The following is a 26,489-nucleotide window of genomic DNA, read 5'->3' as shown; positions in this document are numbered from 1 at the left end:
CTCCTACACAAAAACCCGCCCGATTGACCCGGGCGGGTTTCAATTTCAATTCGAAAAAACTTAAGCTTTTCCGTTGGATCCAAGAACGTTAACGATCTTGTGAGCAACCATATCTTTAACAGCCTGACGAGCCGGTTTCAGATACTGTCTCGGATCGAAGTGATCCGGATGCTCAGCCATGTATTTTCTGATATTACCAGTCATAGCAAGACGGATATCGGAATCGATGTTGATCTTGCAGACAGCGAGCTCAGCTGCTTTTCTCAGCTGCTCTTCCGGAATACCTACAGCATCCGGCATGTTTCCGCCGTACTGGTTAACCATCTTTACGAACTCCTGCGGTACAGATGAAGATCCATGAAGAACAATCGGGAACTCCGGAAGTCTCTTCATGCACTCCTCAAGTACGTCAAAACGCAGTGGCGGCGGAACAAGAATGCCGTCAGCATTTCTGGTACACTGATCCGGAGTGAATTTGTATGCGCCGTGAGAGGTTCCGATTGCGATTGCAAGAGAGTCACATCCAGTTCTGTCAACGAACTCTTCAACCTCTTCCGGTCTGGTGTAGCTCTCGTGACCAGACTCTACGACTACCTCATCCTCGATACCAGCCAGAGTACCAAGCTCTGCCTCTACAACTACGCCATGAGCATGTGCATACTCAACAACCTGTTTGGTTACTGCGATGTTGTCCTCGAAAGATTTGGAAGAAGCATCGATCATAACGGAAGTGAATCCGCCATCGATACAGGATTTGCAAAGTTCAAAGCTGTCGCCATGATCCAGATGCAGAGCGATCGGAATATCCGGATTCTCGATAACTGCTGCCTCTACCAGTTTTACAAGATAAGTGTGGTTAGCGTAAGCTCTTGCGCCCTTGGATACCTGCAGGATAACCGGGCTCTTCAGCTCTCCAGCTGCCTCAGTGATACCCTGAACGATCTCCATGTTGTTTACGTTGAAAGCACCAACTGCATAGCCGCCATGATAAGCTTTTTTAAACATTTCAGTGGTTGTAACTAATGCCATTGTTTTGTCTTCCTTTCTTTTCCTATTCTGGCACAAATGTGCCTGTACTTCGTATATTACTACATTTTTTTGAAATCAACAAGGAATTTCTCATATTTTTCCCAGTTTTCTTGCATTTCATCGGTTATTCGGAGATTTCCTGCGCATTTTCTTCAATAAAATTGATGGCTTTTTCCTGAATCATTTCTTCTTTAATCATTTCTGCACTGTAAACCTGCTCGATTTTGGACGGGTCATCATAACCATACTGAGAAGCCAGCGCAGACAGACGCTCCTGATATTCTTCATCACTCACTGTGAGCCCTTCCTGTTCAGCAATCTCATGGAATGCCAGCGTCATTTTTACGCGGAAGGTAGCAGTCTCGCGGAACATCTCCCGAAGCTGTTCCATCGTTACACCCAGATACTGCTGCAGAAACTGTTCTGTTTCCATTCCATTTGCAGCCGCGTAAGAATCATATTCACTTACCATCTGGTCAATATACGCTTCCACATCCGCATCTTCGATCTGGAATTCGCTGCTCTCCATGACTTGTTTAATCAGGTCATACTGCCAATTATCCTCAGCATCTTTCTCTGCGCTCTGCTGCAGTTCTTCCCTGATTGAACTTTCCATATCTTCCAGACTGTCATAATCCGTGTTTTCCTGTACATCTTCGTCTGTCCATTCCGGCATATCATATGCCTTTACACTGTTTACGTGGATATCGAACTGCACATCTTTTCCGGCTACTTCCTGATTGTAATCCTCAGGGAAGGTAAAGCTGATCTGTGTATCCTCTCCTGTGGTCACACCAATCAACTGATTTTCAAAGTCTTCCAGCATAGTGCCTGCACCGATCTCCACATCTGTTCCTTCTGCTTTCAGGTTATCGGACGTCTCCCCGTCAATATATCCGGTGAAATCAATATTGACGACGTCCCCGGTCTCTGCAGGTTCCTCTTTATCGACCAGTTCCGCATTTTCTTTTTTGATGCTGTCGATTTCCGCCTGTACATCCTCTTCCGTCACTTCCTGCACATTTCTTGCCGCCTGCAGTCCCTTATATTCACCCAGTGACACCAGCTTGCTGCTCAGATCCTCATAGAGCACCGGCTCATAAGTAACTGCAGACTCAGAGTCCTCCACAGTTGTACTTTCTTCCTGTTTTTCTGCTGTATCTGTCTGCTTACTGCTTCCGCATCCGGCCATTGTAAGCGTCACGGAAGCCAGCAGGATCAATAACATCTTTTTCTTCATGTTTTTATATCCCTTTCCGTAATTTGATGCCTCCCCATTGTAGCATCCTTTCCTTGCTTTTTAAAGGAAAGAATGCTACAATGAAACGAGAAATTGTTGCAGGAGGCACAGAAGACAGAATGTGGAAGGTATTATTAGTTACTCTTATCATATTAATTATCGTTCTGGTTGTTCTTTATTTCCTTGGACGTAAACTTGAAAAACGTCAGGCAGAGAATCAGGCACAGCTGAATGCGATGGCACAGACCGTCAGCATGCTGATTATCGATAAGAAACGACTCCCCGTAAAAAAATCCGGACTGCCCCAGATGGTCATTGACCAGACTCCCTGGTATTTACGCAGATCCAAGATGCCCATTGTAAAAGCAAAGATCGGACCAAAGATTATGACACTGGTTGCAGATGCCAGCATCTATGATCTCCTTCCGGTAAAACGCGAAGTGAAAGTTGTTGTCAGCGGAATTTACATCACTGCAATCAAGAGCGCTCGCGGCGGCATCGAGAAACCAGAACCGAAGAAGGGATTCTTCAAAAGATTATTCAAAAAATAAAATGCTTGCATTTTTAATTGCATTTTAAGACAAAAGACCTGGATTTTCCTTGAAAATCCAGGTCTTTTTGTTGTGCTAAACTTTAAACCGGTAGCCTACACCCCAGATAGTTTCGATGTACTGGGGTTTCGCTGTATTAAACTCGATCTTCTCACGAATCTTCTTAATATGCACCGTCACGGTTGCAATATCCCCAATGGACTCCATATCCCAGATCTTGCTGAACAGCTCTTCTTTCGTAAATACATGATTGGGATTCTGTGCCAGGAAAGTCAGAAGGTCAAATTCCTTCGATGTAAACTGCTTCTCCTCTCCGTTAACCCAGACTCTTCTGGCCGTCTTATCGATCTTAATGCCGCGGATCTCAATGATCTCATTTTCCTGAATGCCGCTTCCAACCAAACGTTCATACCGTGCCAGATGCGCTTTCACGCGCGCCACCAGCTCACTGGGGCTGAAAGGCTTGGTCATATAATCATCTGCCCCCAGACCCAGACCCCGAATCTTGTCAATATCGTCTTTCTTGGCTGACACCATAATGACCGGAATATTTTTTTCTTCCCGGATATTACGGCAGATCTCAAATCCATCCACACCCGGAAGCATCAGATCCAGAATAATCAGGTCAAACTCCTCTGACAGGGCTCTTGTCAGTCCGCTGTCTCCCCGGCCCTCAATCTCTACTTCAAAGCCGCTCAGCTCCAGATAGTCCTTCTCCAGATCTGCGATAGCTTCCTCATCCTCAATAATCAAAATTTTACTCATTAGCCGGTACCTCCTGATATTTTCTAAGAACGAAATACATAGTCGTTCCTTCTCCTTCTCTGCTGGTTGCCCAGACCTTTCCTCCATGGTCTTCCATGACCTTATGGACAATGGAAAGACCGATGCCACTTCCTCCTTTCGAGGAATTTCTTGACGTATCTGTCCGGTAGAACCGGTCAAATATATATGGAAGATCCTTTGCCGCGATTCCCCGGCCATTATCCTCGATCTCCACCTGCACAAAATCTCCCACATCCATCACACGGATGGCAATGGATTTGTCCGGTTTATCCATATATTTCACGGAATTTCCTACGATATTATTGATGACACGCTTAATCTGCTCTGCATCCGCAATGACCATCACATCCGGTGCCACCTTATTATCATAACTTAAGGAAATCTGCTGCTGACTCATCTCCATGCCGATATCTTCAAAGCAGTCATCAAAATATTCCTTTACATTAATCTTGTTAAACGTATACGGAATACGATTTGTGTCAATCTTGGAATAAAAGGTCAGTTCATTAATAAGCCGGTCCATATCGTTGGCTTTGTTATAAATGGTTCTCAGATATTTTTTCTGCTTCTCCGGCGTATCGGCCACTCCATCCAAAAGTCCTTCTACATAGCCTTTTACCGCTGTGATCGGTGTCTTCAGATCATGGGAAATATTACTGATAAGCTCTTTATTCTGACTGTCAAAAACCACTTTTTCCTCCGTGGATTCTTTCAGCCGGATTCTCATCTCCTCAAAATCCGCACACAGCTCACCAATCTCATCATCATCCCCGATTTCCACTTCAAAATCCAGATTGCCGTCACGAATATTTCTCGTTGCTTTTTTCAGAGTTTCAATCGGGGTCAGTATACTGCGGTAAATCCATGCCATCAGGAAACTGCAGGTCATTGCCATAATCAAAATGACCGACACAAGCATCTCACCTAAAAATTCCCGGATCTGCGGTGTTGCTACCTCCGCCGGCTGCATGCTCATAAAGCCAAAAAAAACCAATGATATCAAAAACAGTGGTACTGCAACCACAACTCCGAATGTAATCAGAAGTTTTGTTCTTATATTCATTATTCTGTCCTCCGTATTTGGACTATCAAAATTATACCATATCTGTCCGTTCTTATTTATAAACTTTTTGTAAAACCCTTGACTTTTTTGTAATCATGTCGTAAGTTATGTTAGAAAAGTCCATACGGTAGTTTTCTCTTATTCAGAGCGGTGGAGATACATAGGATCTGTGAAACCCGGCAACCCCTTTATAAAGGAAGGTGCTTACCTGAGCGAGTGATCGAACAATAAGAGGATTTGATACATGTTTTGTCAGGTCCGCTTGTGCGGACTTTTTTGTTGTCTGTAAACCACAGCAGGAGAATTCTCCTGCACCATTTTTTAAAGGAGCATTTTCATGGAAAAAGAAAAAATTTTATTTACTTCCGAATCCGTAACCGAAGGCCATCCAGACAAAATCTGTGACCAGATTTCTGATGCCATCCTGGACGCACTGATGGAACAGGACCCGATGAGCCGTGTTGCCTGCGAGACCAGCACTACCACCGGTCTTGTACTGGTAATGGGCGAAATCACCACCAAAGCATACGTAGATATCCAGAAAATCGTTCGCGATACCATTCGCGAGATCGGATATACCAGAGGAAAATTCGGATTCGATGCCGATAACTGTGCCGTTATCACTGCCATTGATGAGCAGTCCTCCGATATTGCTATGGGCGTAGACAAGGCACTGGAGGCAAAAGAACATCTCATGGATGACAGCCAGCTGGAGGCAATCGGCGCAGGCGATCAGGGTATGATGTTCGGCTATGCATCCAACGAAACTCCGGAACTTATGCCCTATGCAATCTCCCTTGCTCACAAACTGGCAAAGAGACTGACCGATGTTCGTAAAGACGGCACATTGCCGTACCTTCGTCCGGATGGAAAGACCCAGGTTACCGTAGAGTACGATGAAAACGGCAAACCGCTTCGTCTGGAAGCAGTTGTTCTTTCCACCCAGCACGGTGAGGAAGTTACCCAGGAGCAGATTCACGCTGATATTAAGAAATATGTCTTCGATCCGATCCTTCCGGCAGACATGGTCGATGCAGACACCAAGTTCTTCATTAACCCGACCGGACGTTTCGTTATCGGCGGACCCCACGGAGACAGCGGACTGACCGGACGTAAGATCATCGTAGATACTTACGGCGGATACGCCCGTCACGGCGGCGGCGCATTCTCCGGAAAAGACTGTACTAAGGTTGACCGTTCCGCTGCATACGCAGCACGTTACGCGGCAAAGAATATCGTTGCTGCAGGACTGGCTGACAAGTGTGAGATTCAGCTCTCCTACGCAATCGGAGTAGCAAGACCGACTTCTGTAAGAGTGGATACCTTCGGTACCGGAAAACTTTCCGATGAGAAACTGGTTGAGGTTCTCCGCGAAAACTTTGACTTCAGACCGGCCGGGATCATCAAGATGCTGGATCTGCGTCGTCCGATCTACAAGCAGACCGCTGCTTACGGACATTTTGGACGTACCGATGTAGATCTTCCGTGGGAGAAAACCGATAAGGCTGATGCTCTGAAAAAATATCTGGCATAAAGAATTCAAAAAAGCAGACAGTGAAAAGAAACTACGAACGTTTCTTTCATTGTCTGTTTTTTATCTCCTATTTTATAGGTTATTGATTTTGTAATATTTATTGTGTTCTCATCATAAATCAACTATACTATAAAGAAAAACAACGAGGGAGAACTATTTCATGAAAAAAATTGCTCAAAGTCTGCCCGTACGCTTATTGGCCGGAGTTATCATCGGAATCGCAGTCGGGCTCATTTCCAACGAATCTTTTATGAACATTATTGTTACTGTCAAGCATCTGCTTGGTCAGGTGATCACTTTCTGCGTACCGCTGATCGTAATCGGTTTCATCGCACCATCCATTACCAGACTTGGCAAGAGTGCTTCCCGCATGCTTTCCGTTGCACTGGTACTGGCATACACATCTTCTGTAGGTGCCGCACTGTTCAGCATGGTCGCCGGATACACCCTGATCCCGCATCTTTCTATTGTCTCCTCTGTAGACGGACTAAAAGAACTGCCGGAAGTTATTTTTGCTCTTGAAATTCCGCAGATTATGAGCGTTATGAGTGCACTGGTGTTCTCTGTTCTGGTTGGCCTTGCAGTTACCTGGACCAAGGCAGAACGAACTGCAGAGCTTCTGGAAGAATTCCAGAAAATCGTTCTGGAAATTGTTACCCGTGTTATTATCCCAATCCTTCCAATTTTCATTGCCTGCACCTTCTGCAGTCTTTCTTATGAAGGAACCATTACGAAACAGCTGCCTGTCTTCCTGAAGGTCATCATCATTGTTATGATCGGACACTTTATCTGGATGACTCTGCTCTATACTCTTGCAGGTATTTATTCCGGAAAAAATCCGATGGAAGTAGTAAAACATTACGGACCTGCTTATATCACAGCAGTCGGAACCATGTCTTCTGCAGCTACCCTGGCCGTTGCCCTTCGCTGTGCAAGAAAATCCTCTGTACTCCGTGAAGATATGGTAAATTTCGGTATCCCGCTGTTTGCCAATATCCATCTGTGCGGATCTGTTCTGACCGAAGTCTTCTTCGTTATGACCGTATCCCAGATTCTGTACGGCTCCATTCCTTCTCTGGGAACCATGGTACTCTTCTGCCTGCTCCTTGGCGTCTTTGCCATTGGCGCTCCGGGTGTACCTGGAGGAACGGTTATGGCATCCTTAGGACTCATTACCGGCATCCTGCTCTTTAATGACACCGGCACTGCCCTGATGCTTACCATCTTCGCCCTGCAGGACAGCTTCGGAACTGCCTGCAACGTCACCGGCGACGGAGCCCTGACTCTGATTTTGACCGGATATGCAGAAAAGCATCATGTGCAATAATTTTTTATATTAGAAGAACCGGGATTATTTCCCGGTTCTTCTTTTTACATATTCCATAATCAGGTCTTTTGTTTCTTCATATCCAAGTTTTTCCGTATTCAGGCACAGATCATAGTTTTCAGGATTTTTCTATTTTTTTCCAGTATGATATCTAAGGAGTGAATTTTTCACATCTTCATCCGCACCTGCAAATAATTTTTCGTTGATACCACTGTCTTCCGCTGCCAGTCTTAACAGCTTTCTGTACTGCAGTTCTTTTTGATGTGGAAAATTGTACTTTATTTTCTTCTAAAATGCAACAGTTTCTTAAAATTATAGGAATTATCTTTAATTTCTATGATTTTACAGAATCTTTTCTCATTATCTCTCTTTTACACAAAATAATTTAAAGAGCACATCAGCCAACTTTCAGTCTGAATTTCTGAATTTCTTTTTCGCTGGCTACTTTCTCAATCTGGGCACCCAGTTTCCGGAGTTTTTCGTCCAGATTTTCATAGCCGCGCTCAATATAATAAATGTCATCTACAATCGTAATGCCCTCTGCTGCCAGTCCGGCAATGACAAGAGCCGCCCCCGCACGAAGATCCGGTGCATTGACTCTTGCCCCGGTAAATTTCTCCACGCCGCTGATGACTGCCACATTTCCTTCTACTTTTACGGAAGCACCCATACGGGACAGCTCGTCCACATATCGGAAACGGTTTTCAAAAATACTTTCCGTTACGATACTCGTACCTTCTGCCAGAGCAAGAGAAACTGCAATCTGTGGCTGCATGTCCGTAGGAAATCCCGGATATGGCATGGTTTTTACATGAGTTGCCTGAAGCTTCTTCGGTGCCATCACACGTACCGCATCATCATACTCACAGATCTGGCATCCCATCTCCAGAAGCTTTGCCGTAGTTGCTTCCAGATGCTTCGGAATCACGTTCTGAAGAACCACATTGCCGCCTGTAACGGCCGTAGCAAACATAAAGGTTCCTGCTTCGATCTGGTCAGGAATGATGGAATACTCGGTCTTATGGAGCGCGCTGACACCTGTGATACGGATGACATCCGTACCTGCGCCTTTGATTCTGGCTCCCATACTGTTCAGGAAGTTGGCTACATCTACCACGTGGGGTTCTTTTGCCGCATTTTCAATGATAGTATTTCCCTCTGCCATGGAAGCAGCCATCATAATATTGATGGTCGCACCTACACTGACCATGTCCAGGAAAATATGCGCTCCATGGAGTTCTTCTGCTTCCGCAATAATAAATCCATGTTCAATACGGGTTGTCGCACCCATAGCTTTAAAGCCTTTCAGATGCTGATCGATAGGACGGCTTCCAATGTTGCAGCCTCCCGGAAGCGGGACTTCTGCTCTCTTGTATTTTCCAAGAAGTGCGCCAAGAAGATAATAAGACGCACGAATTTTTTTCATATTTTCATTTTCAACAATACAGTTCTCTACACAGGAGCCATTTACCGTCACGGTATGACGATCCAGACGCTCCACACGCGCGCCAATGTCCTGCATTGCCTCCAGAAGGGCATTGATATCTCTAACGTCCGGAAGATTTTCAATCCGAACGGTTTCATCTGTCATATTTGCAGCTGCAAGAATGGCAAGTGCTGCATTCTTTGCTCCGCCGATCTCTACTTCACCATTAAGTGGAATTCCGCCTTTAATAATATACTGTTCCACAATTACACCTCGAATGTCAGTCTGTTATCTATATTTCATATTGCTCCGAATGAGCTTATCTTATTCACATTATATCTAGGTTATTATATCTTACCAAAGTAGAAATTGCAATCCGCACAATGTCAAAAATAAGCCGTTTTTTTTCCATATGTCCTTATTTTTGCCAGTTACTGTTCTCACTTATAGAAGTGCCAGATAATCCGCCTCTGTAAAACGATGATAAATCGTATGTCCCATTTCCATATGAATGCAATAGTAATATTCGTCATGTTCTGCATTGTGAAAATGAATGGCATAATCAAAATCAGATCCTGCAGGCATCTTCTCACAGATATACTCCGGATCATATTTTTTAAAGATCTCACAGATCTCCTCCAATGTGCAGGCATGCTTTGTCTGAAACAGTTCAATGAGCTCTTTTAAGAAAGCTGGTGTCTCCACATGCTCATGTACCCACTTCGCACCTTCCGGTGGAATACTGATCTCAATCCGCTCTGCATGGCTGCTGAACTTCAGTTTTCCAAGCTCCGTTTTTTCTTCAAAATCTCCATTGAGCAGAGTAAGCATCTCCTGAGCATTTCGAGCAGATGTTCCCAGAATCTCATTTAAAGACGCCACCGGATAATAAAGACGTACCGTCTCTGGCGCATAACCAAGCTTCAGCTGCGCTTCCTTTACCTGATCTGTCATATTTTTTATCAGACATTTTCTGTTCATTCTATGATTTCTCCGTTCAATATTTTTCTATGAGCATTATGAAGTAGCAAAGGAAAAATGTCAATCAAAAAGACGTCCCCGCCCGGGGACGCCTTCTCTCTCAACTACTCTGTCTCAACCTCGACAGGATAGCCGGTCCTTTTTTCTTTATAATGATGTGCCTCTTCAAGCATCATGTCTTTGACCTTCATCAGACGGATCTGAGTCGATCTCTCATTCTCGTCAAGCTTCATGGTAATATACTTGATATTCTCCTGCGCCTGGGGAATAATGACATGCTCCAGCGCGTTTACACGACGTCTGGTTTTCTCAATCTCTGACGCCATCAGCTGGCAGGCCTTTTCGGTCTCAGCCAGTTTCAGCATATCCGGCAGAATATCTGCCAGGGATTTTACCGCATCGTCCAGATCTCCGGAAGTAAATGCAAAGCCATAGGAATAGATATCATTCTCATCGGCGGTTCTCGTCTTATACTCGAATACCGGGATATCCACACTCATGACGTTTTTGCTGGATGTCTCCAGATATACCTCCTGCTTCGGTGCCATCAGTGCAGTATGAAGAGTCTCCTCCGACATACCTGCCTTGGCAATAACGAAGTTTTTATTGGCGGCCTGAATACCTGCTTCCACCTTCTGGCGGAGTGCCATGTTTTCCCGTACCAGATCCAGAAACTGACGCATCAGTTCATCACGTTTGTCTTTCAGAAGCTTGTGCCCCTTGGTCGCTGTCACCAGTTTTTTCTTCTGGCGGGTCAGCTCCATTCGGGTCGGGTTCACCTGTGTAGATGCCACGTGCAGTCACCTCCTACTTTCCGTAGTACTGATCCAGGAACTTGTCATCGATACGTTTCAGCTCGCTTCTCGGCAGGATAGAAAGTAATTTCCATCCGATATTCAGAGTATCTTCGATATCTCTGTCTGCCTGGAATCCCTGAGATACGTATTCTTTCTCAAACTCATCTGCAAATTTTGCATAGATCAGGTCGATATCAGAAAGAGCAGCCTCACCAAGAATAGTCATAAGCTCTTTTGCATCTTTACCTCGCGCATAAGCAGCAAACAACTGGTTCAGTGTATTCGAATGATCCGCACGGGTCTTGCCCTCACCGATACCTTTATCTTTCAGACGGGACAGGGATGGCAGTACATCGATCGGCGGGTTAATTCCTTTTCTGTAAAGCTCACGGCTTAAGATGATCTGGCCCTCGGTAATGTAACCGGTCAGGTCAGGGATCGGATGCGTCTTATCATCCTCAGGCATGGTCAGAATCGGAATCATGGTAATGGAACCTTCTTTGCCCTTCTGACGTCCTGCACGTTCATACATCTGAGCCAGGTCTGTATACATGTAACCCGGATAACCACGACGTCCCGGAACCTCTTTACGCGCTGCGGAAATCTCACGAAGTGCATCTGCGTAGTTGGTAATATCCGTCAGGATAACCAGAACGTGCATGTCTTTCTCAAATGCCAGGTACTCAGCTGCGGTCAGTGCCATACGCGGAGTTGCGATACGCTCTACTGCCGGGTCATTTGCCAGGTTAATGAACAGAACGGTTCTGTCCAGCGCTCCGGTCTCGCGGAAACTCTCTACGAAGAAGTTGGATTCCTCGAAGGTAATACCCATAGCTGCGAATACTACTGCGAACTTCTCATCCTTTCCTCTTACCTTTGCCTGTCTTGCAATCTGTGCTGCAAGCTGTGCATGCGGAAGACCGGAAGCGGAGAAGATCGGAAGCTTCTGTCCACGAACCAGAGTGTTCAGTCCATCGATTGCAGAAACGCCGGTCTGAATGAACTCGTTCGGGTAGCTTCTTGCTGCCGGGTTCATCGGAAGACCGTTGATATCCAGTCTCTTATCCGGAAGAATTTCAGGACCACCATCAATGGGGCGACCCATACCATCGAAGACACGGCCAAGCATATCTTCAGATGCACCCAGCTCCATACTTCTTCCAAGGAAACGTACCTTACTGTTAGAAAGGTTGATACCGGTAGAGCTCTCGAAAAGCTGTACCATAGCATCCGTACCATTTACCTCAAGCACCTTACAACGGCGGGTTTCTCCGTTTGCGAGCTCGATCTCTCCAAGCTCATCATACGTAACTCCTTCTACGCCCTGTACCAGCATCAGCGGTCCGGCTACTTCCTGTATTGTTCTATATTCCTTAGGCATTTAGAAGTCCTCCTTTCCGCACACATCTGCAATCTGAGCATCCAGAGTATCCAGAATCTTCTGGTATTCGGTATCCAGATTTTCTTCCAGTGTATATTTATAACGTCCGATCTGCTCACGTACCGGCATCTTAATCAGTCCCTGTACGCCTGCACCATTTTTCAATGCTTCTACAGATTTATCATAGTAAGCAAGCACCAGTCTCATCATGAGCAGCTGTTTCTTCAGAGAAGTGTAAGTATCTACTTCATGGAAAGAGTTCTGATGCAGGAAGTCCTCACGAATAGAACGTGCTGCTTCCATCTTCAGACGGTCCGGAGCAGACAATGCGTCCATACCTACCATCTGTACGATCTCATTGAGCTGTGCCTCATCCTGAAGCAGAGACATCATTTCCTGACGTCCGCTCATCCAGTCATCTGCCACATTCTTGGTGAACCAGCCGGAGATATTGTCCAGATACAGGGAGTAACTGGTCAGCCAGTTGATTGCCGGGAAATGACGTTTGTAAGCCAGTGCAGAATCCAGTCCCCAGAATACCTTAACGATACGCAGGGTTGCCTGGGATACCGGCTCGGAAATATCACCACCTGGCGGGGATACTGCTCCGATAACAGACAGTGCACCTTCTCTTCCGTCTTTGCCAAGGTTGACAACATGTCCGGCTCTCTCATAGAACTGTGCCAGACGGGAACCTAAGTATGCCGGGTAACCTTCCTCACCAGGCATTTCCTCCAGACGTCCGGACATCTCACGAAGAGCCTCTGCCCAACGGGAAGTAGAGTCTGCCATCAATGCTACAGAATAACCCATATCACGGAAATACTCCGCAATCGTAATACCGGTATAAATAGATGCCTCACGTGCAGCAACCGGCATATCGGATGTATTGGCAATCAGAACGGTACGCTCCATCAGAGATTTTCCGGTCTTCGGATCCTTCAGCTCCGGGAACTCGTTCAGAACGTCGGTCATCTCATTTCCACGCTCACCGCATCCGATGTAAACTACGATATCTGCCTCTGCCCATTTTGCAAGCTGATGCTGGATAACGGTCTTACCTGAACCGAACGGTCCCGGTACGGCTGCAACACCACCCTTTGCAATCGGGAAGAACATATCAACAACTCGCTGACCGGTTACCAGCGGCATGGTCGGCGGAAGTTTTTTCTTGTATGGACGACCTTTACGAACCGGCCATTTCTGCATCAGGAATACATCTTTATCACCATCTTTTGTGGAAACAACTGCTACCACCTCTTCTACGGTAAACTCTCCTGATTTGATCTCTTTGATCGTTCCCTCGATACCGTAAGGAACCATAATTCTCTGCTCGACAACCTCGGTCTCCTGAACGGTACCGATGATGTCTCCTGCTTCTACCTCGTCACCCACTTTTGCAGTCGGAACAAAGTTCCATTTTTTATCACGTTTCAGGGACGGAACTTCCACACCACGTTTCAAGTTGTTTCCGCACACTTTCATGATATCATCCAGCGGACGCTGAATACCATCATAAATACTGGTAATCAGACCCGGTCCAAGTTCTACGGACAGCGGCATCTCAGTTGACTCTACCGGCTCACCCGGTCCAAGGCCTGCTGTCTCCTCATATACCTGAATAGATGCCTGATCACCGTGCATCTCGATGATCTCACCAATCAGACGCTGCTCACTTACACGAACTACGTCGTACATGTTGGCATCGCGCATTCCCTCGGCAATAACCAGAGGTCCTGCTACTTTCTTTATCGTGCCTTTACTCATTGAAAGAATTCACCTGCTTTCTAATCATTTCCGAACAGTATGTCCGAACCGACTGCCTGTTCTACCGACTTCTTCACGCCTGTAATTCCGGCACCCGTATTGCCGGACACACCCGGAATCTGGATAATGGCCGGAAGAACCTGCTCCCGATATCTGGCTATCTCATGAGGAATTTGTGCTGCCAGTGCCTCCGTAATATAGATCACGGCATAATCACCGGATGCCAGTCTTCTTAACTCCTCTTCTCCTTCCTGGATGTCGGATACGGGATGAATGTCCAGGCCCAGCGAAGCGAATCCATAGATGCTGTCGTATGCGCCCATAACTGCGATCTTATACATACATCTCCCTTACCCTTTCCCGGATAGAATCATCTGATAAGCCGTTCTGCTTACAGGTAAGAATGATTCTCACCGTTTTGATTTCATTCTGTCTTGCGATTACATACGCAACCAACGGACCTACAGAAAACGGATTCGTCTTCTGCGGTTTGATGGTCTCGATAATCCTGTTATCACACCACCGTTCAAATGCAGATGGTGATTCTTTGATGGCATCTGCCGCCTCTGCGTATCCTGCCCCGCTTAAGTATTCCATAATGGAATCCATTCCGGCAAGAGCTGCATGGGCCAGACGCTCTACATTCAGAGTCTTGCAGGGAGCCATGGCTCTCTTCATAAATTCCAGTGACTTTCCGGTCTTACAGCAGCGGACTGCAATCTTGATGTTGGCAACAGCAACCGTAGACTCCGCATAGTCGCGGATAATGGCTGCCTTGGAACGGTTTCCCGCCTCCAGAATTGCCTCCAGCGCTGCACGGTCAATAATCACGTCGCAGAGCTGTCCGTCTCCGGAGTGGAGCAGTGTATCCACCGCCTCACGTGCCGCTTCTCTCATATTTTCCGGAAGTGCCTGAAAATCCTTTTCCCTGACGATTCGTATCATCTCGTCCTTCGGAATCGGCGTTCCCTCAAAGTAAATATTGGCACCACTTCTGCCGGTACATACTTCCTTCACTGCCGCTTTCAGATTGTGGAACCAGTTCGGATAGGACAGAACGTCGAACACGTTCATATCCACCTGCATTTCCCCGATGGTCTCCCAGATCTTCTCCTGCTCTCTGGTCAGAATCGCATCTGCATCCATAGCAGTGTCCACACCGCCCCAGCCATGCTCGCTCAGAAAACGGAGACAGCTCTCCATATCTTTGCATGCAATCAGCTGCTCAATGGTGGAAGAAGAAAACAGGGATACCTCCAAAGCACGGATTCGCGCAACCGCATAGGTATACTTTGTGTCAGACAATGATAACCCTCCTTCTATGGCGAATCTGCTTTTTTATAAAAATAAAATCTCGTTTACTTTGTCCTGCAGCTGATCTTTTTTCACATCAAACAGAGCTTTCAGCGTACAGTTTTCTTCCACACCGCCATATACCAGCACAAATCCATCCGGAATTGCCTTCGGCTCTTTCTTCAGCACCAGCTTACCGCCTTTTGCTTCTGCTGCTGCCTTGATCTTCTGTTCAAAATCAGCCGGCATGCGTGCAAGATCTGCTTCTGAGAAATAAATTTCTCCGCTCTCTGCAAGCACATACGTATTTAATAGTTTCTCCATGGTCAGGAAATAGCTCTTGGTATCCTCATTTTTCAGAGTCTCATAAGCTTTTCCAATGACCTCCGCGATAATTTCCTGCTTGGTCTGCAGCAGTGCAGTTTTTCGCTTCTGCTCTGCTGCGGAATGAGCACGTCCATCCTGATTTGCTTTCTCTGCTGCCGCTTTTTCTAAAGCTTCCTGCTCCATGACTTTGCATGCAGCCTGTGCATCCGCCAGGATCTGCTCTGCCTCTTTGTTGGCAGCGTCCAGTCTTTCTTTCGCGGAGGCTTCGGCTTCTTCCTGAATCTGGCTTGTAATTTTGTCCAATCCGGTCATTCTAAAGCTTCCCTCCTTACATTCCTATGGTTTCTTATACAGTCGGAAGTGCAAGGATAGAAATCAGCAGAGCCAGAATTGCGTAGGTCTCAACCATTGCCGGGAACAGCATTGCTTTACCAAACTGATCCGGTTTCTTTGCTACGATTCCGATAGATGCAACTGCGGTTTTACCCTGATGCATTGCAGATACAAGACCAACGATTCCAATCGGAAGGCATGCTGCCATAACCATCAGTCCGGTTGCAACAGAAAGTTCTGCGGAACCTGCGCCCAGAAGACCATATCTGGAAAGTGCAACGAATGCTACCAGCAGACCGTAGATACCCTGGGTACCCGGAAGCAGCTGAATAACCAGAACCTTAGCAAATTTACTCGGATCCTCTGTTACAACGCCTGCTGCTGCCTGACCTGCAACACCTACACCATATGCAGAACCGCATCCTGCCAGAATAACTGCCAGTGCTGCTCCGATTAACGCCCATCCATTACCAGTAATACTGCTTAACATAATTATTTCTCCTCCTTGAGATCTACATATTTTGTTTTAAGTTTGAAAGGCTCGAACGGTTTTCCGCCGCCTTCATAAAATTTTCCAAAGAACTCCACGTACTGGAGTCGGCAGGTATGCACATAGGCACCCAGAAGGTTAATTGCCATATTAAAGACATGGCCAATCACAAATACTATGATAAAGAGAATGACTCCTCCGATACTCTTTCCGCCCATGCTTCCCATCTGGTTGACTACAGAAGCAATAACTCCGGTTGCAAGACCGAGGGCCAGCAGACGGGAGTAAGAAAGGACATCACTTAACCATCCGGTAATGTTGTAGAGATCGTATGCTCCAAGTGCAATCCGAAGAGCCGGATTCTTGCTGGATCTTCCAGAGAAGAGAACGATTCCTACTGCTCCTAAAATTGCACTCCATTTTGCCGCTGCATTCAGCGCTGCCGGGAATACAATCTGTTTGCCTGCAATGCCTGCAAACATGCTGGACGGAATCAGAAGTCCGATCAGTCCTAAGAGAAGCATGTACCAGAAAATAACATCACATACAAAATCCATGTACTTATGATCCCTGATGTACATATATCCCTTCAGTGCCAGTCCGGTAAACAGATGAATCACACCGAACAGCATGGAATAAAGAAGCATTCTCATCGGCTCATTCAACGGTACAAACCACAGTGCCGGAATGGAAATCTTATGTCCAAAGAAGGTCTCCGATATGACATCCAGTGCATCTCCGAAATAACCGCCGAACAGCACTCCCCAGAACAATGTGGAGAGTCCACACCAGAAAAACAGCTGAACGGATTTCCGCAGGTTTGTTTCCATGCGCGGGAATTTCAGAAGTACAATGCCGCAGGCCAGGGATACAATCAATCCGTATGCTGCATCGGACAACATGAGTCCAAACAAAAATACATAAAAAATAGATGTAAAGAAGGTAGGGTCTATTTCCCCTTTTGCCGGCAGTCCAAAGGATGCCAGAACACCTTCCACCGATTCAGAAAACCGATTATTGTGAAGAAGTACCGGAGGCTCTTCTTCCTCCTTGATTCCTTCTGTCTCTGCCGCTGCACCATAGTGCTCGGACAGATCTTTTACAATGGCGTCTGCCTTGGCGGCAGGAACATAACCACTGATGGCAAATGTACTTGCTGTCTGCGGGATTTCTCCCAGAATCCGGTATTTTTCTGCTCTTGTCCGATAATAATCGGAGATGAGCTCCAGATCCTGACGGCTGACGGCACATTCTACCAGTTCGCTTTCCAGCTGCTTTACCTGCTCCTGTGCTTTCGCAATCTCTGCTTCCAGATCCTTTTTATACTCTTCCGGAATTTTCTGCACAGGTGATGACGGTTTTGAAAATCCTCCTGTCCGGAGTACCTCTTCTACCTTTCCTGCATCCTGTTTCATACAGATCACTGCCAAATAGGTAAAATCTTTGTCCGTGGAGATAAGCTCCACATCTACCGCTTCCACATCCGGCACTGCACCGGCCAGCAGATTTAAGATGTTCTGCTGATCCTGTGGATTCGGCATGGTTCCTATCAGTACTGCAGTCTTCTGAGTTCCTGTATAGCTCACCGGAACCGTCAGTGACAGCCACGGAGCAAGTGCCTCCACCTGGTTCTGCACTTTCAGAACCGCTGCTTTGCTCTCTGCAATCTGCTTGTCCAGCGTAACGATTCTGGAAGCAGTTGCCATATACTGATCCTGATTTTCAGCTGCTTTCTCAAACAGTTCTTTCTCGACCAGCGGCTTGCCTGCCAGGGAATCCAGCATGCCTTTTTTCTCCGGAACATAAATGTTCAGGATTGCCAGTGCCTGGTCTGCTGTCTGAGCCCGTCTCTCGAACAATGCTCTGGAGCTTGCTACATCCTGTTTTTCACCCAGGCTGTCATCCTCCAGCTGGATATCGATCTCCATGGCTCCCAGTTCCTGCAGACGTTCCAGGATCGCTTTCCGATTCTTCTTCAATGCACAGATATTGATCCGCTGCATCTGCACGATTGCCATATCCACATCCCTCCTTTTCTCTTTTTTCAGTCTACACCAATGATGTAATGACGGCCTCTACGGCCTCTTCGCGCTTCGGTTCCACCAGCTGTCTCAAAGCATCCGCTTCCTTCTGAGCGCTGGCTTCTGCCTCTTTCAGGCTGTTCTCACTCATCTGACGCGCCTCTTCTTCCGCCTGCTCTTTCTGAGTCCGGATCTTCTGCCCGGTCTCATCCTTCATATCTTTTGCTTTTGCCTTGGCTTCCTCGATTATTGCGGCTGCCTGTGCATCTGCTTCGCGCATTGCGGCTGCGGCTTTTTCTTCCGCCTCCTTCACTGATTTCAAAGCATTTTCCAGCATCTTTTCACCTCCTTGCCCATCTCGCTGCGTCAACAAAATCTTAATCATTTCTTAGCATTGTAGCACATCCATTTGGCATATTCAACAAAAACCAGGTCTATCGTTAAATTATTGACAAAAGTTTATCATTTGTTCGTTCAATATTACCAATTATCAATTCCAGTTTTTGTTAATTTGGCACAAAAGGACTGCCGCGGTCTGCGGCAGTCCTTTTGTCATACTTCCAACTGAATCCTTCGTCCGCTTTTCTGATAAGGCGTCACTTTTACACCCGCCGATTTCAACATCCGGCGGGAGGCAAGATTCGTTGGTGTTCCATTATATTTATCATCTGCATAGACCAGTTCCGTAATTCCGGACTGGATGATTGCTTTCGCACATTCATTGCAGGGAAACAGCGTGACATACAGTTTAGTCCCGTCCAGACTTCCGCCCCGATAATTCAGTATGGCGTTCAATTCACTGTGTGTTACATATGCATATTTACTGTCGTAAACATCTCCGTCCCGGTTCCATGGATACTCATCATCATCGCATCCCTTTGGAAATCCATTATACCCCATGGAGAGAATTTTATTCTCTTTGCTGACAATGCATGCACCGACCTGCGTATTGGGATCCTTGGAACGCATGGCAGACAGCTGGGCGATCCCCATAAAGTACTCGTCCCATGAAATATAATCCTTGCGTTTTTCGCTCATGATACCTCCTACTTGGTACCGAAGATACGGTCTCCCGCATCACCCAGACCAGGTACAATATATCCGTTCTCATTCAGGTGATCATCCAGCGCACCCACATACAGATCTACATCCGGATGCTCTTTCTGCATTCTCTCAATTCCCTGCGGGGCCGCTACGATACACATAAAGCGGATCTTCTTTACCCCTTTGTTCTTCAGCATGGTGATGGCTGCCGTTGCAGAACCGCCGGTTGCCAGCATCGGGTCTACGACGAATACTTCACGCTCTGCGCAGTCTTTCGGAAGTTTGCAGTAATATTCTATCGGCTCCAGTGTCTCTTCATTTCTGTAAAGACCAATATGGCCTACTTTAGCTGCCGGGATCATGGAAAGCATTCCGTCTACCATACCCAGTCCTGCACGGAGAATCGGTACCACAGCCAGCTTCTTTCCTGCCAGTTCTTTCGCTGTCATTTTGCTGATCGGCGTTTCGATCTCCACATCTGTCAGTTTCAGGTCTCTGGTTGCCTCATAGCACATCAGCATGGCAATCTCACTGATCAGCTGACGGAAATCTTTGGAACCTGTTTCCTGACGGCGGATAATTCCAATTTTGTGCTGAATTAACGGGTGATCCATAATCATTACTTTTGACATCTCTTTTGTCCTCCTATATTCTGTCAGAAACATCAACTCTCTGGTGTCCTGCAGCTTTCAACAAACGGTTCATAATGGCCTCTCCAAGTCCCGGTGCCTGGAAAGATTCTGAGTAGATGGCATCGACTCCATCCTCATCAAATTCACGAAGCACTGCAAACAGATGGCTTGCAATGGACAATTCGCTTTTACGGGAACCAATACATTTCACATCGCCTGCCGGATAACGGTCTTTGGTCTCCTCCGTACAGATAATTCCCACTTTTCCTGCTTTCGCCTTCTCATTAATATAGGCAACAACTTTCTCTACCGGACCTTCCACAATCTTCAGATCTGCTTTCGGCGCATAATGGCGGTATTTCATACCCGGTGCTTTGGGATGAATGTTGGAATCACTGGAGATCAGTCCCTTATCCATCTTCGCTTCCCCAAGAACAGCCTGTACCATTTCCAGAGAAATATACCCCGGCCGTAAAATAGTCGGAATCTCTTCTGTCAGATCCACAATGGTGGATTCCAGTCCGATCGTCACGGCACCGCCATCCAGAATCATGGGAATCTTTCCCTGCAGATCTTCATATACGTGCTGTGCTGTCGTCGGACTTGGTCTTCCTGATGTATTGGCGCTGGGTGCTGCCACATAGCCGCCCCCCTGCCGGATCAGTTCCAATGCAATGGGATCAGACGGCATCCGAATTGCCAACGTATCCAGTCCTCCCGTCGTTCCGTGAGGAACGGCATCGCTTTTATTCATAATCATGGTAAGGGGTCCCGGCCAAAATGCTTCTGCCAGCTTATGCGCCGCCTCCGGCACTTCTTCCACAATCTTATCCAGATGTTCCATATCTGCAATATGAATAATCAGCGGATTGTCAGACGGACGTCCCTTTGCCTCATAGATTCTATGTGCCGCAGTCTCATCCAGCGCATCTCCACCCAGACCATAGACGGTCTCCGTGGGGAATGCCACCAGTCCTCCTTTTTTCAGGATTTCTCCGGCCCGCTTCATTTCCCTCAGGTCCATATCATCCCTGTCTATTTTTATCATCTCTGTTTTCATTGTCTGTCACCTTATTTTTTCTCTCTAAGTATCCTTTCCCAGTGTAGCATTCCGGAGAAAAAAAAGCAATCTTCCCATTGCCCCTTTAAAAACTATTTGTTACAATAAGATCGTCGTGGATCTCACAACTGATCCTTATGAAAGGGGCGTCCTATTATGTTAAAACAAGTATCCATATATGCGGAGAACAAGAAAGGTACCATCCAGAACATCACCGGTCTTCTGGCCGAAAAGAATATCAACATTCTCGGTTCTGTCATCAATGACGGTGCGGAGTACGGTATCATCCGCATGATTGTATCCGACCCGGAAAGCGCTGCGGAAGCTCTGACCAACGCCGGATATCTCTGCAAACTGATCGACGTACTCGGTGTCGAGGTCGAAGACCAGGTCGGCAACCTGCATAAACTGTTAACAGCACTCTATGACAGCAATGTAAATGCCACCTACATCTATCTGTCCTTCAACCGCGAATCCGGAAAACCGATTATGGTATTCCATACTGAGGATATCTCAGAGGTTGAATCCTGTCTGGAATCCAAAGGATTCTCCATGTTATAAGTATTTCAAAGGACTGTCCGCATCTCTGCAGGCAGTCCTTTTTCATCTGGTATCCAGATAACGGATCGTTCCCATGGCCACTGCCCATGCTATCCTGTTCTGATATTCCTCTTCCTGCAGGAGTTTTGCCTCCTCCCAGTTGGAAAGAAAGCCACATTCCACGATAACAACAGGAATACTGGTCTTTTTCAAAAGATAATAGCTTTCATTGGCTTTTGCCTGCCTGTTGTTTTCAGGATCTACTCCTTCTTTCAGCCGGGTCTGAATCAGCTCTGCCAGTCTCTCGGCATCTCCGGAGTTTCCATAATAAAATACCTGTGCGCCTTTTACATACTCTTCATGATAACTGTTCTGATGAATACTCACGGCACAGTCCGCCTGTCCTTCGTTGATCAGGCTGCATCGTTTTTTCAGATCCTGCGCTTTTTTATTGGAAGCAGTCTCCTCATAGAGACCTTTGTCTTCCTCTCTGGTCATCACCACCTGAATATCCTGCTGTTCCAGAATAGTTTTCAGCCTTTCCGCAATCTCCAGATTAATATCCTTTTCCAGTGAATCATCCACACCGATTTTTCCGGGATCAACTCCGCCATGCCCTGCATCCACCACCACGATTCGTGTTGCCCTTCTGCCCGTGACGTGTTCCTGTGATACTTTCATCCAGCCGCGCTCCGCCAGCAGGCATGCACATATTATCACAGTCACCGACATTAGCAGTTCCAGTTTCCTTTTTTCCAAAATAAGAAAAACCGCCGCACATACTTTATTACAGTATATGCAGCGGTTATACGCTCATTCGTTTAGTTTACGTATTTCAGGATGACATCCCAGATGGAGGAACGCTCATATCCCAGTCTCCAGGAAGAAACTCCCGCCAAATCGTACTGTTTGATCAGTTTCATCTTCTCTTCAATGGAATTCTCCTCTTCCATCCACATCTGATAGGTGCTTCCATCATAATCAAACTCCACATAGTACTGCTTACAGGTCTCATTCCAGACTTTTTCGGCATTATTATTCTGTACCTTTACATCCTCTTCATCCATACCAATGGCTTCGCTGGTTACGCTGCCTTCTACATCCGTCTTCCAGAAGCGTGTAAAGAACGGAACCGCATTGATAACTTTCTCCTTCGGAACTTCCTCCAGCATTTTTTGGATTCCCTGCTCCACATACGGATAAGATGCCACGGAACCTGCCTCTTCCGAGCCACTGTAATGCTCATCATATCCCATGATAATCACGTAATCTGCAAACACACCCTGCTCCGCACGGTTATAATGATCCGAAGATGCGGTCGGCACATAATTGTCTACAGAAAGAACGATTCCATTGATCCGGCACATGATGGACAACTCACGGATAAACTCGATATAGGCACGTGCACAATCCTGCGTGATCAGCTCGAAGTCTACGTTGATACCATCCAGTCCGTACTGAATGGCTGCCGCAGTCAGCTGGTTCACCAGGCGCTGACGGCTGGATGTTCTGGAAAGTGTCTCATAAGTGCTGACTCCGTCCTTGAAGTTGTCTACCAGCCCCCACACTTCCAAACCCTGCTGATGTGCATAGGTCACATAAGACTGGCTGGCCAGAGACGAAATATTTCCGTCGGTATCTGCAATGGAAAACCAGGTCGGTGAAATAGTCGTCAGCCCTTTGGCATCTGCAATCTTATTCAGCAGATAATTATTAGCCTCCATGTTCGTCACCTGATGCCAGGTCATATTGATCTTATAATCTTTGGAAATGCTGGTATACTCCGGCTCCGTAAACTCCGGAGCAGTCTCTTCCTTCTGTCCGATATCCGAAATCTTGCTGTCTCTTATATATCCGATAAAACCGTCTTCTGTCAGTACTCTTGTCCACTGATCAATCTCTTCCGGTTCGTCCAGCACAAACAGTTCCGTTCCTTTGGATACTTTGGAAAGGATATCACTTTTGATACCTGCTTTCCAGCGGACCGCCGTATCTTTCTGTACTGTGACAATATCCTTGCTTCCGAAGGCCGTCACAATCCTTACACGGTTCGGTTCCTCCCAGTACTGATACGTAAAATTCGTATATTTCTGAAGGAAATCCAGCGCCACATAGGCATCACTGCCGTCCGCGCGCAGAATAACATATCCTTCATCCTGACTTGCCTTTGCAACGGTATAACTGCTGCTTCCTACTCCGACACTGACCAGTTCTTTCGGCAGTGCATAAAGGTACAGGTTCTCCGTCGCATCCCAGTAATATCTGTCATCAATATACTGGGCCACTGTATCTACATGAACATAGACCTTTCCGTCAATCAGACGCGCCATGTCTCCCACATTTTCCTGGTTGACAACCACAGCCATATCCTGATCACTTTCCAGTCCAAAATATTCGTTCAGATCTGCCATTTCTTTGGACGGAGAATATTTCTGATACAGGAATCTTCCTGCTGCAAAGCCGCCAATCAGAATAAACAAAAGCAGCGCAAACATAACCGGTACAACTCTTGGATTCAGTCTCCTTCTCTTTCTGCGGGGTCTCCGCCGTCTGGATACGTCGTTTTCAGCTCCGTCTTCTCTTATCATGAATGTCCTCCTGAACTATATTTATCATCAGTATCTTTTTTGATTTTACCACAAAGCTGTCATTACCACCACCACAAATCTCGGACACAGGAAAGCTTTTCTCCCCTTATGATTTTACTTACCCCCTGACAGCCCTGCTGTCCCCTTGCGGTACATACAGAATTTTCCAAAAAGAGTTCCCGTGATATATTATGTCTGTATATACCGCACTGCATACCCCCTCTCTTCAGATTAAACAAACGGATTAATTTCACGAATTGTGAAAGGAATCAGATAAATAGACTTACAGTTTAATTATACATACATTCTGTTGTTTTTCAAGGCTGTTTCACAAAAATTTCAGAATTATTTCCTTCAATTCTCCGCCTGCCTGCTTTACATATTTCGTTTTTTTGTTTATACTATATAAAACTATAAATTCGCAGGTTGTGATTGTATGAAAATTGAAAAAATCAATGAAAACAAAATTCGCTGCATCCTGACCCGTGACGACCTGGAGGTTCGTCATATGAAGATCAGCGAGATTGCCTACGGATCTGAGAAAGCCCGTTCTCTTTTCAGAGATATGATGGAACAGGCTTCACACCAGTTTGGTTTTGAAGCGGACAATATCCCGCTTATGATAGAAGCAATTCCTATGCCAAATGAATGTATCATTCTGGACATCACCAAAGTCTCAGATCCGGAAGAGCTTGATACAAGATTTTCCCGTTTTTCCCAGTCTTCTGTGGAACCGGGTGAAGAACTGCCGATCCCGAAAGATTTTCTTCCGGACGGCGCTGATGAAGTAATTGATCTGTTCCAGAAGCTTCTGGAACACCGGCTGAAAAATGCCCCGAAGGAAAACAGAGAACAGCAGGCTGAGGAACTTGCCAGCGAACTGGATATGCGAAAGTTATATCTGTTCCCGAAACTGGATTCCCTGCTGGCGGCTTCCCATGTTCTTGCAGGTATTTATCACGGTGCAAACCGTCTGTATAAAAATCCTGACACCCAGGAGTATTGTCTGATCGTAAGAAAATCCTTCCATACACCGGAGGAGTTCAACAAAGTCTGCAATATTCTTTCCGAATACGGGAACAGTGGCAAATATACACCCGCCAATGAAGCGTACATGCAGGAGCATTACACGCTGATTATGAAAGACGAAGCCCTTCAGAAACTGGCTGAAATTTAAAAAATACGTAAAAAAAGAGGATGTCCTGTATTCAAGGCATCCTCTTTCGTATTTCCCATTGATTACTCTTCTGCGCCAAGGAAATTGTTCAGTCTTGCAACAAGAACATCCGGATCCAGTCCGTGTACCAGTGCAGCTTCTTCAAGGCTCTCTGCCTGTGCAGACGGACAGCCGATGCAGTGCATTCCCTCTCTCATAAGAATCGGAACAATATTCTGATCTATTTTTACCAGATCTGCGATAATCATATCTTTGGAAATTTTAGCCATTTTCGTGACCTCCTGATTTTTATTCTGGTTGTTATTATATCCCCATTTACTTGCAAAATCAAGGGAATATGGTATATAATATCTATGATCAGGCCATTGTCTGATAACGACAATTTCATAAGGTGGAGGGATGTATATGGATACGAAGCGCTATATCATTTCCGACGCGGCCAAAATGGTAGATGTGGAAGCACATGTGCTCCGCTACTGGGAAGACGAACTGGAACTGCCAATTGCCCGCAATGAGATGGGTCACCGCTACTATACAGAAGATAACATCCGAATGTTTCATCACATTAAGGAACTAAAAGAACAGGGCTATCAGCTCAAAGCAATCAAAGTACTCCTGCCTGAGGTGGAACAGGGAAAAACACCACCTGCCATCGTCCAACAGCCGGACCCACCTGTCAGTGACAGGATGGAACAGTTTCAGAACATTCTCGGCAAGGTAGTCGCGCAGGCGCTGCGTGAAAATCAGCAGGAAATGGGAAGGGAACTGAGTCATCAGGTCTCCACACAGGTCGTCAAGGAAATGGACTACCTCTTCCGTCTCCAGGAAGAACGGGAAGAGACTCATTACAAAAATCTGGACGCACAGATCCGTGCTGCACAGAAAGATCGAAAAACTTTTTCTCTTGGACGTAAAAAAGAGAAGAAACCAAAAGAACCAAAGATAAAAGAGATCAGAAAGAAAGAGCCGCGGAAGAAATGGTTTTTTAATCCGCGTCCTGCAAACGAATCTGAATAATAAAAAAAGGGGCTGTCGCACTAACGTGCGGCAGCTCATTTTATATATCCAACACAAAACGCCGAGCTTCGAAAAACCCGGCGTT

27 protein-coding genes and 1 riboswitch are annotated in these 26,489 nt (G+C 46.3%); of the genes, 6 read left to right on the top strand and 21 right to left on the bottom strand.

The genetic code is table 11. The features are described 5' to 3' along the window. Window positions 1-60: 60 nt before the first annotated feature. Together fba and tig are read right to left on the bottom strand one after the other, a co-directional pair. Window positions 61-1,029: a class II fructose-1,6-bisphosphate aldolase gene (gene fba / locus LKD36_RS06580; RefSeq protein WP_118770451.1), complete on the bottom strand. Its 969-nt coding sequence runs from the start codon at window positions 1,027-1,029 to the stop codon at window positions 61-63. A 124-nt stretch (window positions 1,030-1,153) separates the two neighbouring features. Next, entirely contained in the window at window positions 1,154-2,269 is a 1,116-nt protein-coding gene (gene tig, locus LKD36_RS06575; RefSeq protein WP_308459141.1) for a trigger factor, read from the bottom strand. A gap of 80 nt (window positions 2,270-2,349) precedes the next feature. Here tig and LKD36_RS06570 point away from each other — a divergent pair, with 80 nt between their 5' ends. Then, a complete protein-coding gene (locus LKD36_RS06570; RefSeq protein ID WP_308459140.1) occupies window positions 2,350-2,820 on the top strand; it encodes a hypothetical protein in 471 nt (156 codons plus the stop codon). 75 nt (window positions 2,821-2,895) lie between these two features. Here LKD36_RS06570 and LKD36_RS06565 read toward each other — a convergent pair whose 3' ends face one another. Then, window positions 2,896-3,585: a response regulator transcription factor gene (locus tag LKD36_RS06565; protein ID WP_118770449.1), complete on the bottom strand. Its 690-nt coding sequence runs from the start codon at window positions 3,583-3,585 to the stop codon at window positions 2,896-2,898. Continuing rightward, window positions 3,578-4,669 (bottom strand): sensor histidine kinase, encoded by a 1,092-nt coding sequence (locus tag LKD36_RS06560; protein ID WP_118770448.1) that lies wholly within the window; start codon window positions 4,667-4,669, stop codon window positions 3,578-3,580. The genes LKD36_RS06565 and LKD36_RS06560 overlap by 8 nt, the downstream gene beginning before the upstream one ends. A 135-nt stretch (window positions 4,670-4,804) precedes the next feature. Then, window positions 4,805-4,903, top strand: a riboswitch (SAM riboswitch). A 103-nt stretch (window positions 4,904-5,006) separates the two neighbouring features. Here LKD36_RS06560 and metK point away from each other — a divergent pair. Together metK and LKD36_RS06550 are read left to right on the top strand one after the other, a co-directional pair. Further along, entirely contained in the window at window positions 5,007-6,203 is a 1,197-nt protein-coding gene (metK, locus tag LKD36_RS06555) for a methionine adenosyltransferase (RefSeq protein WP_118770447.1), read from the top strand. 160 nt (window positions 6,204-6,363) lie between these two features. Beyond that, window positions 6,364-7,530: a dicarboxylate/amino acid:cation symporter gene (locus LKD36_RS06550; RefSeq protein WP_118770446.1), complete on the top strand. Its 1,167-nt coding sequence runs from the start codon at window positions 6,364-6,366 to the stop codon at window positions 7,528-7,530. Between the two features lie 397 nt (window positions 7,531-7,927). On the opposite strand, the gene LKD36_RS06545 is transcribed toward LKD36_RS06550, so the two are convergent. The 14 genes from LKD36_RS06545 to LKD36_RS06480 form a co-directional block, all read right to left on the bottom strand. After that, window positions 7,928-9,220 carry a UDP-N-acetylglucosamine 1-carboxyvinyltransferase gene (locus LKD36_RS06545; protein WP_308459139.1) on the bottom strand — a complete coding sequence of 431 codons (1,293 nt, stop codon included), beginning with the start codon at window positions 9,218-9,220 and terminating at the stop codon, window positions 7,928-7,930. A gap of 180 nt (window positions 9,221-9,400) precedes the next feature. After that, window positions 9,401-9,937, bottom strand: a complete 537-nt coding sequence (locus tag LKD36_RS06540; protein WP_118770444.1) for a DUF3877 family protein — start codon at window positions 9,935-9,937, stop codon at window positions 9,401-9,403. 104 nt (window positions 9,938-10,041) lie between these two features. Then, complete coding sequence (locus LKD36_RS06535; protein ID WP_118770443.1) at window positions 10,042-10,731, bottom strand: V-type ATP synthase subunit D; 690 nt, start codon at window positions 10,729-10,731, stop codon at window positions 10,042-10,044. 13 nt (window positions 10,732-10,744) lie between these two features. Then, window positions 10,745-12,115 carry a V-type ATP synthase subunit B gene (locus LKD36_RS06530; RefSeq protein ID WP_118770442.1) on the bottom strand — a complete coding sequence of 457 codons (1,371 nt, stop codon included), beginning with the start codon at window positions 12,113-12,115 and terminating at the stop codon, window positions 10,745-10,747. Further along, the gene (locus LKD36_RS06525) at window positions 12,116-13,882 is read right to left on the bottom strand and encodes a V-type ATP synthase subunit A (RefSeq protein ID WP_308459138.1); all 1,767 of its coding nucleotides are present in this window, start codon (window positions 13,880-13,882) and stop codon (window positions 12,116-12,118) included. It abuts the gene before it with no gap. 20 nt (window positions 13,883-13,902) lie between these two features. Next, window positions 13,903-14,223 (bottom strand): V-type ATP synthase subunit F, encoded by a 321-nt coding sequence (locus LKD36_RS06520; RefSeq protein ID WP_118770440.1) that lies wholly within the window; start codon window positions 14,221-14,223, stop codon window positions 13,903-13,905. Beyond that, entirely contained in the window at window positions 14,216-15,187 is a 972-nt protein-coding gene (locus LKD36_RS06515) for a V0D/AC39 family V-type ATPase subunit (RefSeq protein WP_118770439.1), read from the bottom strand. The genes LKD36_RS06520 and LKD36_RS06515 overlap by 8 nt, the downstream gene beginning before the upstream one ends. A 33-nt stretch (window positions 15,188-15,220) precedes the next feature. Continuing rightward, complete coding sequence (locus LKD36_RS06510) at window positions 15,221-15,814, bottom strand: V-type ATP synthase subunit E (protein ID WP_118770438.1); 594 nt, start codon at window positions 15,812-15,814, stop codon at window positions 15,221-15,223. Window positions 15,815-15,848: 34 nt separating this feature from the next. Then, window positions 15,849-16,325 carry a V-type ATP synthase subunit K gene (locus LKD36_RS06505; RefSeq protein WP_118770437.1) on the bottom strand — a complete coding sequence of 159 codons (477 nt, stop codon included), beginning with the start codon at window positions 16,323-16,325 and terminating at the stop codon, window positions 15,849-15,851. A gap of 2 nt (window positions 16,326-16,327) precedes the next feature. After that, on the bottom strand, window positions 16,328-18,343 hold the full coding sequence (locus LKD36_RS06500; protein WP_308459137.1) for a V-type ATP synthase subunit I: 2,016 nt from the start codon (window positions 18,341-18,343) through the stop codon (window positions 16,328-16,330). 31 nt (window positions 18,344-18,374) lie between these two features. After that, on the bottom strand, window positions 18,375-18,683 hold the full coding sequence (locus tag LKD36_RS06495; protein WP_118770435.1) for a hypothetical protein: 309 nt from the start codon (window positions 18,681-18,683) through the stop codon (window positions 18,375-18,377). A gap of 215 nt (window positions 18,684-18,898) precedes the next feature. Further along, window positions 18,899-19,384 (bottom strand): deoxycytidylate deaminase, encoded by a 486-nt coding sequence (locus LKD36_RS06490; protein ID WP_178755820.1) that lies wholly within the window; start codon window positions 19,382-19,384, stop codon window positions 18,899-18,901. 8 nt (window positions 19,385-19,392) lie between these two features. Further along, on the bottom strand, window positions 19,393-20,022 hold the full coding sequence (gene upp, locus LKD36_RS06485) for a uracil phosphoribosyltransferase (RefSeq protein ID WP_308459136.1): 630 nt from the start codon (window positions 20,020-20,022) through the stop codon (window positions 19,393-19,395). Between the two features lie 13 nt (window positions 20,023-20,035). Beyond that, window positions 20,036-21,082: an L-threonylcarbamoyladenylate synthase gene (locus LKD36_RS06480; protein ID WP_308459135.1), complete on the bottom strand. Its 1,047-nt coding sequence runs from the start codon at window positions 21,080-21,082 to the stop codon at window positions 20,036-20,038. 156 nt (window positions 21,083-21,238) lie between these two features. Between LKD36_RS06480 and LKD36_RS06475 the strand changes: the two genes are divergently transcribed. Next, window positions 21,239-21,643 carry an amino acid-binding protein gene (locus LKD36_RS06475; protein WP_308459134.1) on the top strand — a complete coding sequence of 135 codons (405 nt, stop codon included), beginning with the start codon at window positions 21,239-21,241 and terminating at the stop codon, window positions 21,641-21,643. A 42-nt stretch (window positions 21,644-21,685) separates the two neighbouring features. Here LKD36_RS06475 and cwlD read toward each other — a convergent pair whose 3' ends face one another. Together cwlD and LKD36_RS06465 are read right to left on the bottom strand one after the other, a co-directional pair. Next, complete coding sequence (gene cwlD / locus LKD36_RS06470) at window positions 21,686-22,354, bottom strand: N-acetylmuramoyl-L-alanine amidase CwlD (protein WP_118770430.1); 669 nt, start codon at window positions 22,352-22,354, stop codon at window positions 21,686-21,688. 89 nt (window positions 22,355-22,443) lie between these two features. Continuing rightward, window positions 22,444-24,210, bottom strand: coding sequence for a glycosyl hydrolase family 18 protein (locus LKD36_RS06465; protein ID WP_308459132.1), 1,767 nt, complete (start codon window positions 24,208-24,210; stop codon window positions 22,444-22,446). Between the two features lie 436 nt (window positions 24,211-24,646). Here LKD36_RS06465 and LKD36_RS06460 point away from each other — a divergent pair, with 436 nt between their 5' ends. Further along, window positions 24,647-25,387, top strand: a complete 741-nt coding sequence (locus LKD36_RS06460; RefSeq protein ID WP_118770429.1) for an adaptor protein MecA — start codon at window positions 24,647-24,649, stop codon at window positions 25,385-25,387. Window positions 25,388-25,449: 62 nt separating this feature from the next. Here LKD36_RS06460 and LKD36_RS06455 read toward each other — a convergent pair whose 3' ends face one another. Continuing rightward, entirely contained in the window at window positions 25,450-25,656 is a 207-nt protein-coding gene (locus LKD36_RS06455; protein WP_118770428.1) for a DUF1858 domain-containing protein, read from the bottom strand. A 136-nt stretch (window positions 25,657-25,792) separates the two neighbouring features. Between LKD36_RS06455 and LKD36_RS06450 the strand changes: the two genes are divergently transcribed. Further along, on the top strand, window positions 25,793-26,404 hold the full coding sequence (locus tag LKD36_RS06450; protein WP_308459131.1) for a MerR family transcriptional regulator: 612 nt from the start codon (window positions 25,793-25,795) through the stop codon (window positions 26,402-26,404). Window positions 26,405-26,489 lie beyond the last annotated feature (85 nt).

Source organism: Hominiventricola filiformis (assembly GCF_020686965.1).
GTDB lineage: Bacteria > Bacillota > Clostridia > Lachnospirales > Lachnospiraceae > Hominiventricola > Hominiventricola filiformis.
Note: the sequence above shows the minus strand (reverse complement) of the source record. Positions and strands in the feature narration are given on the sequence as shown.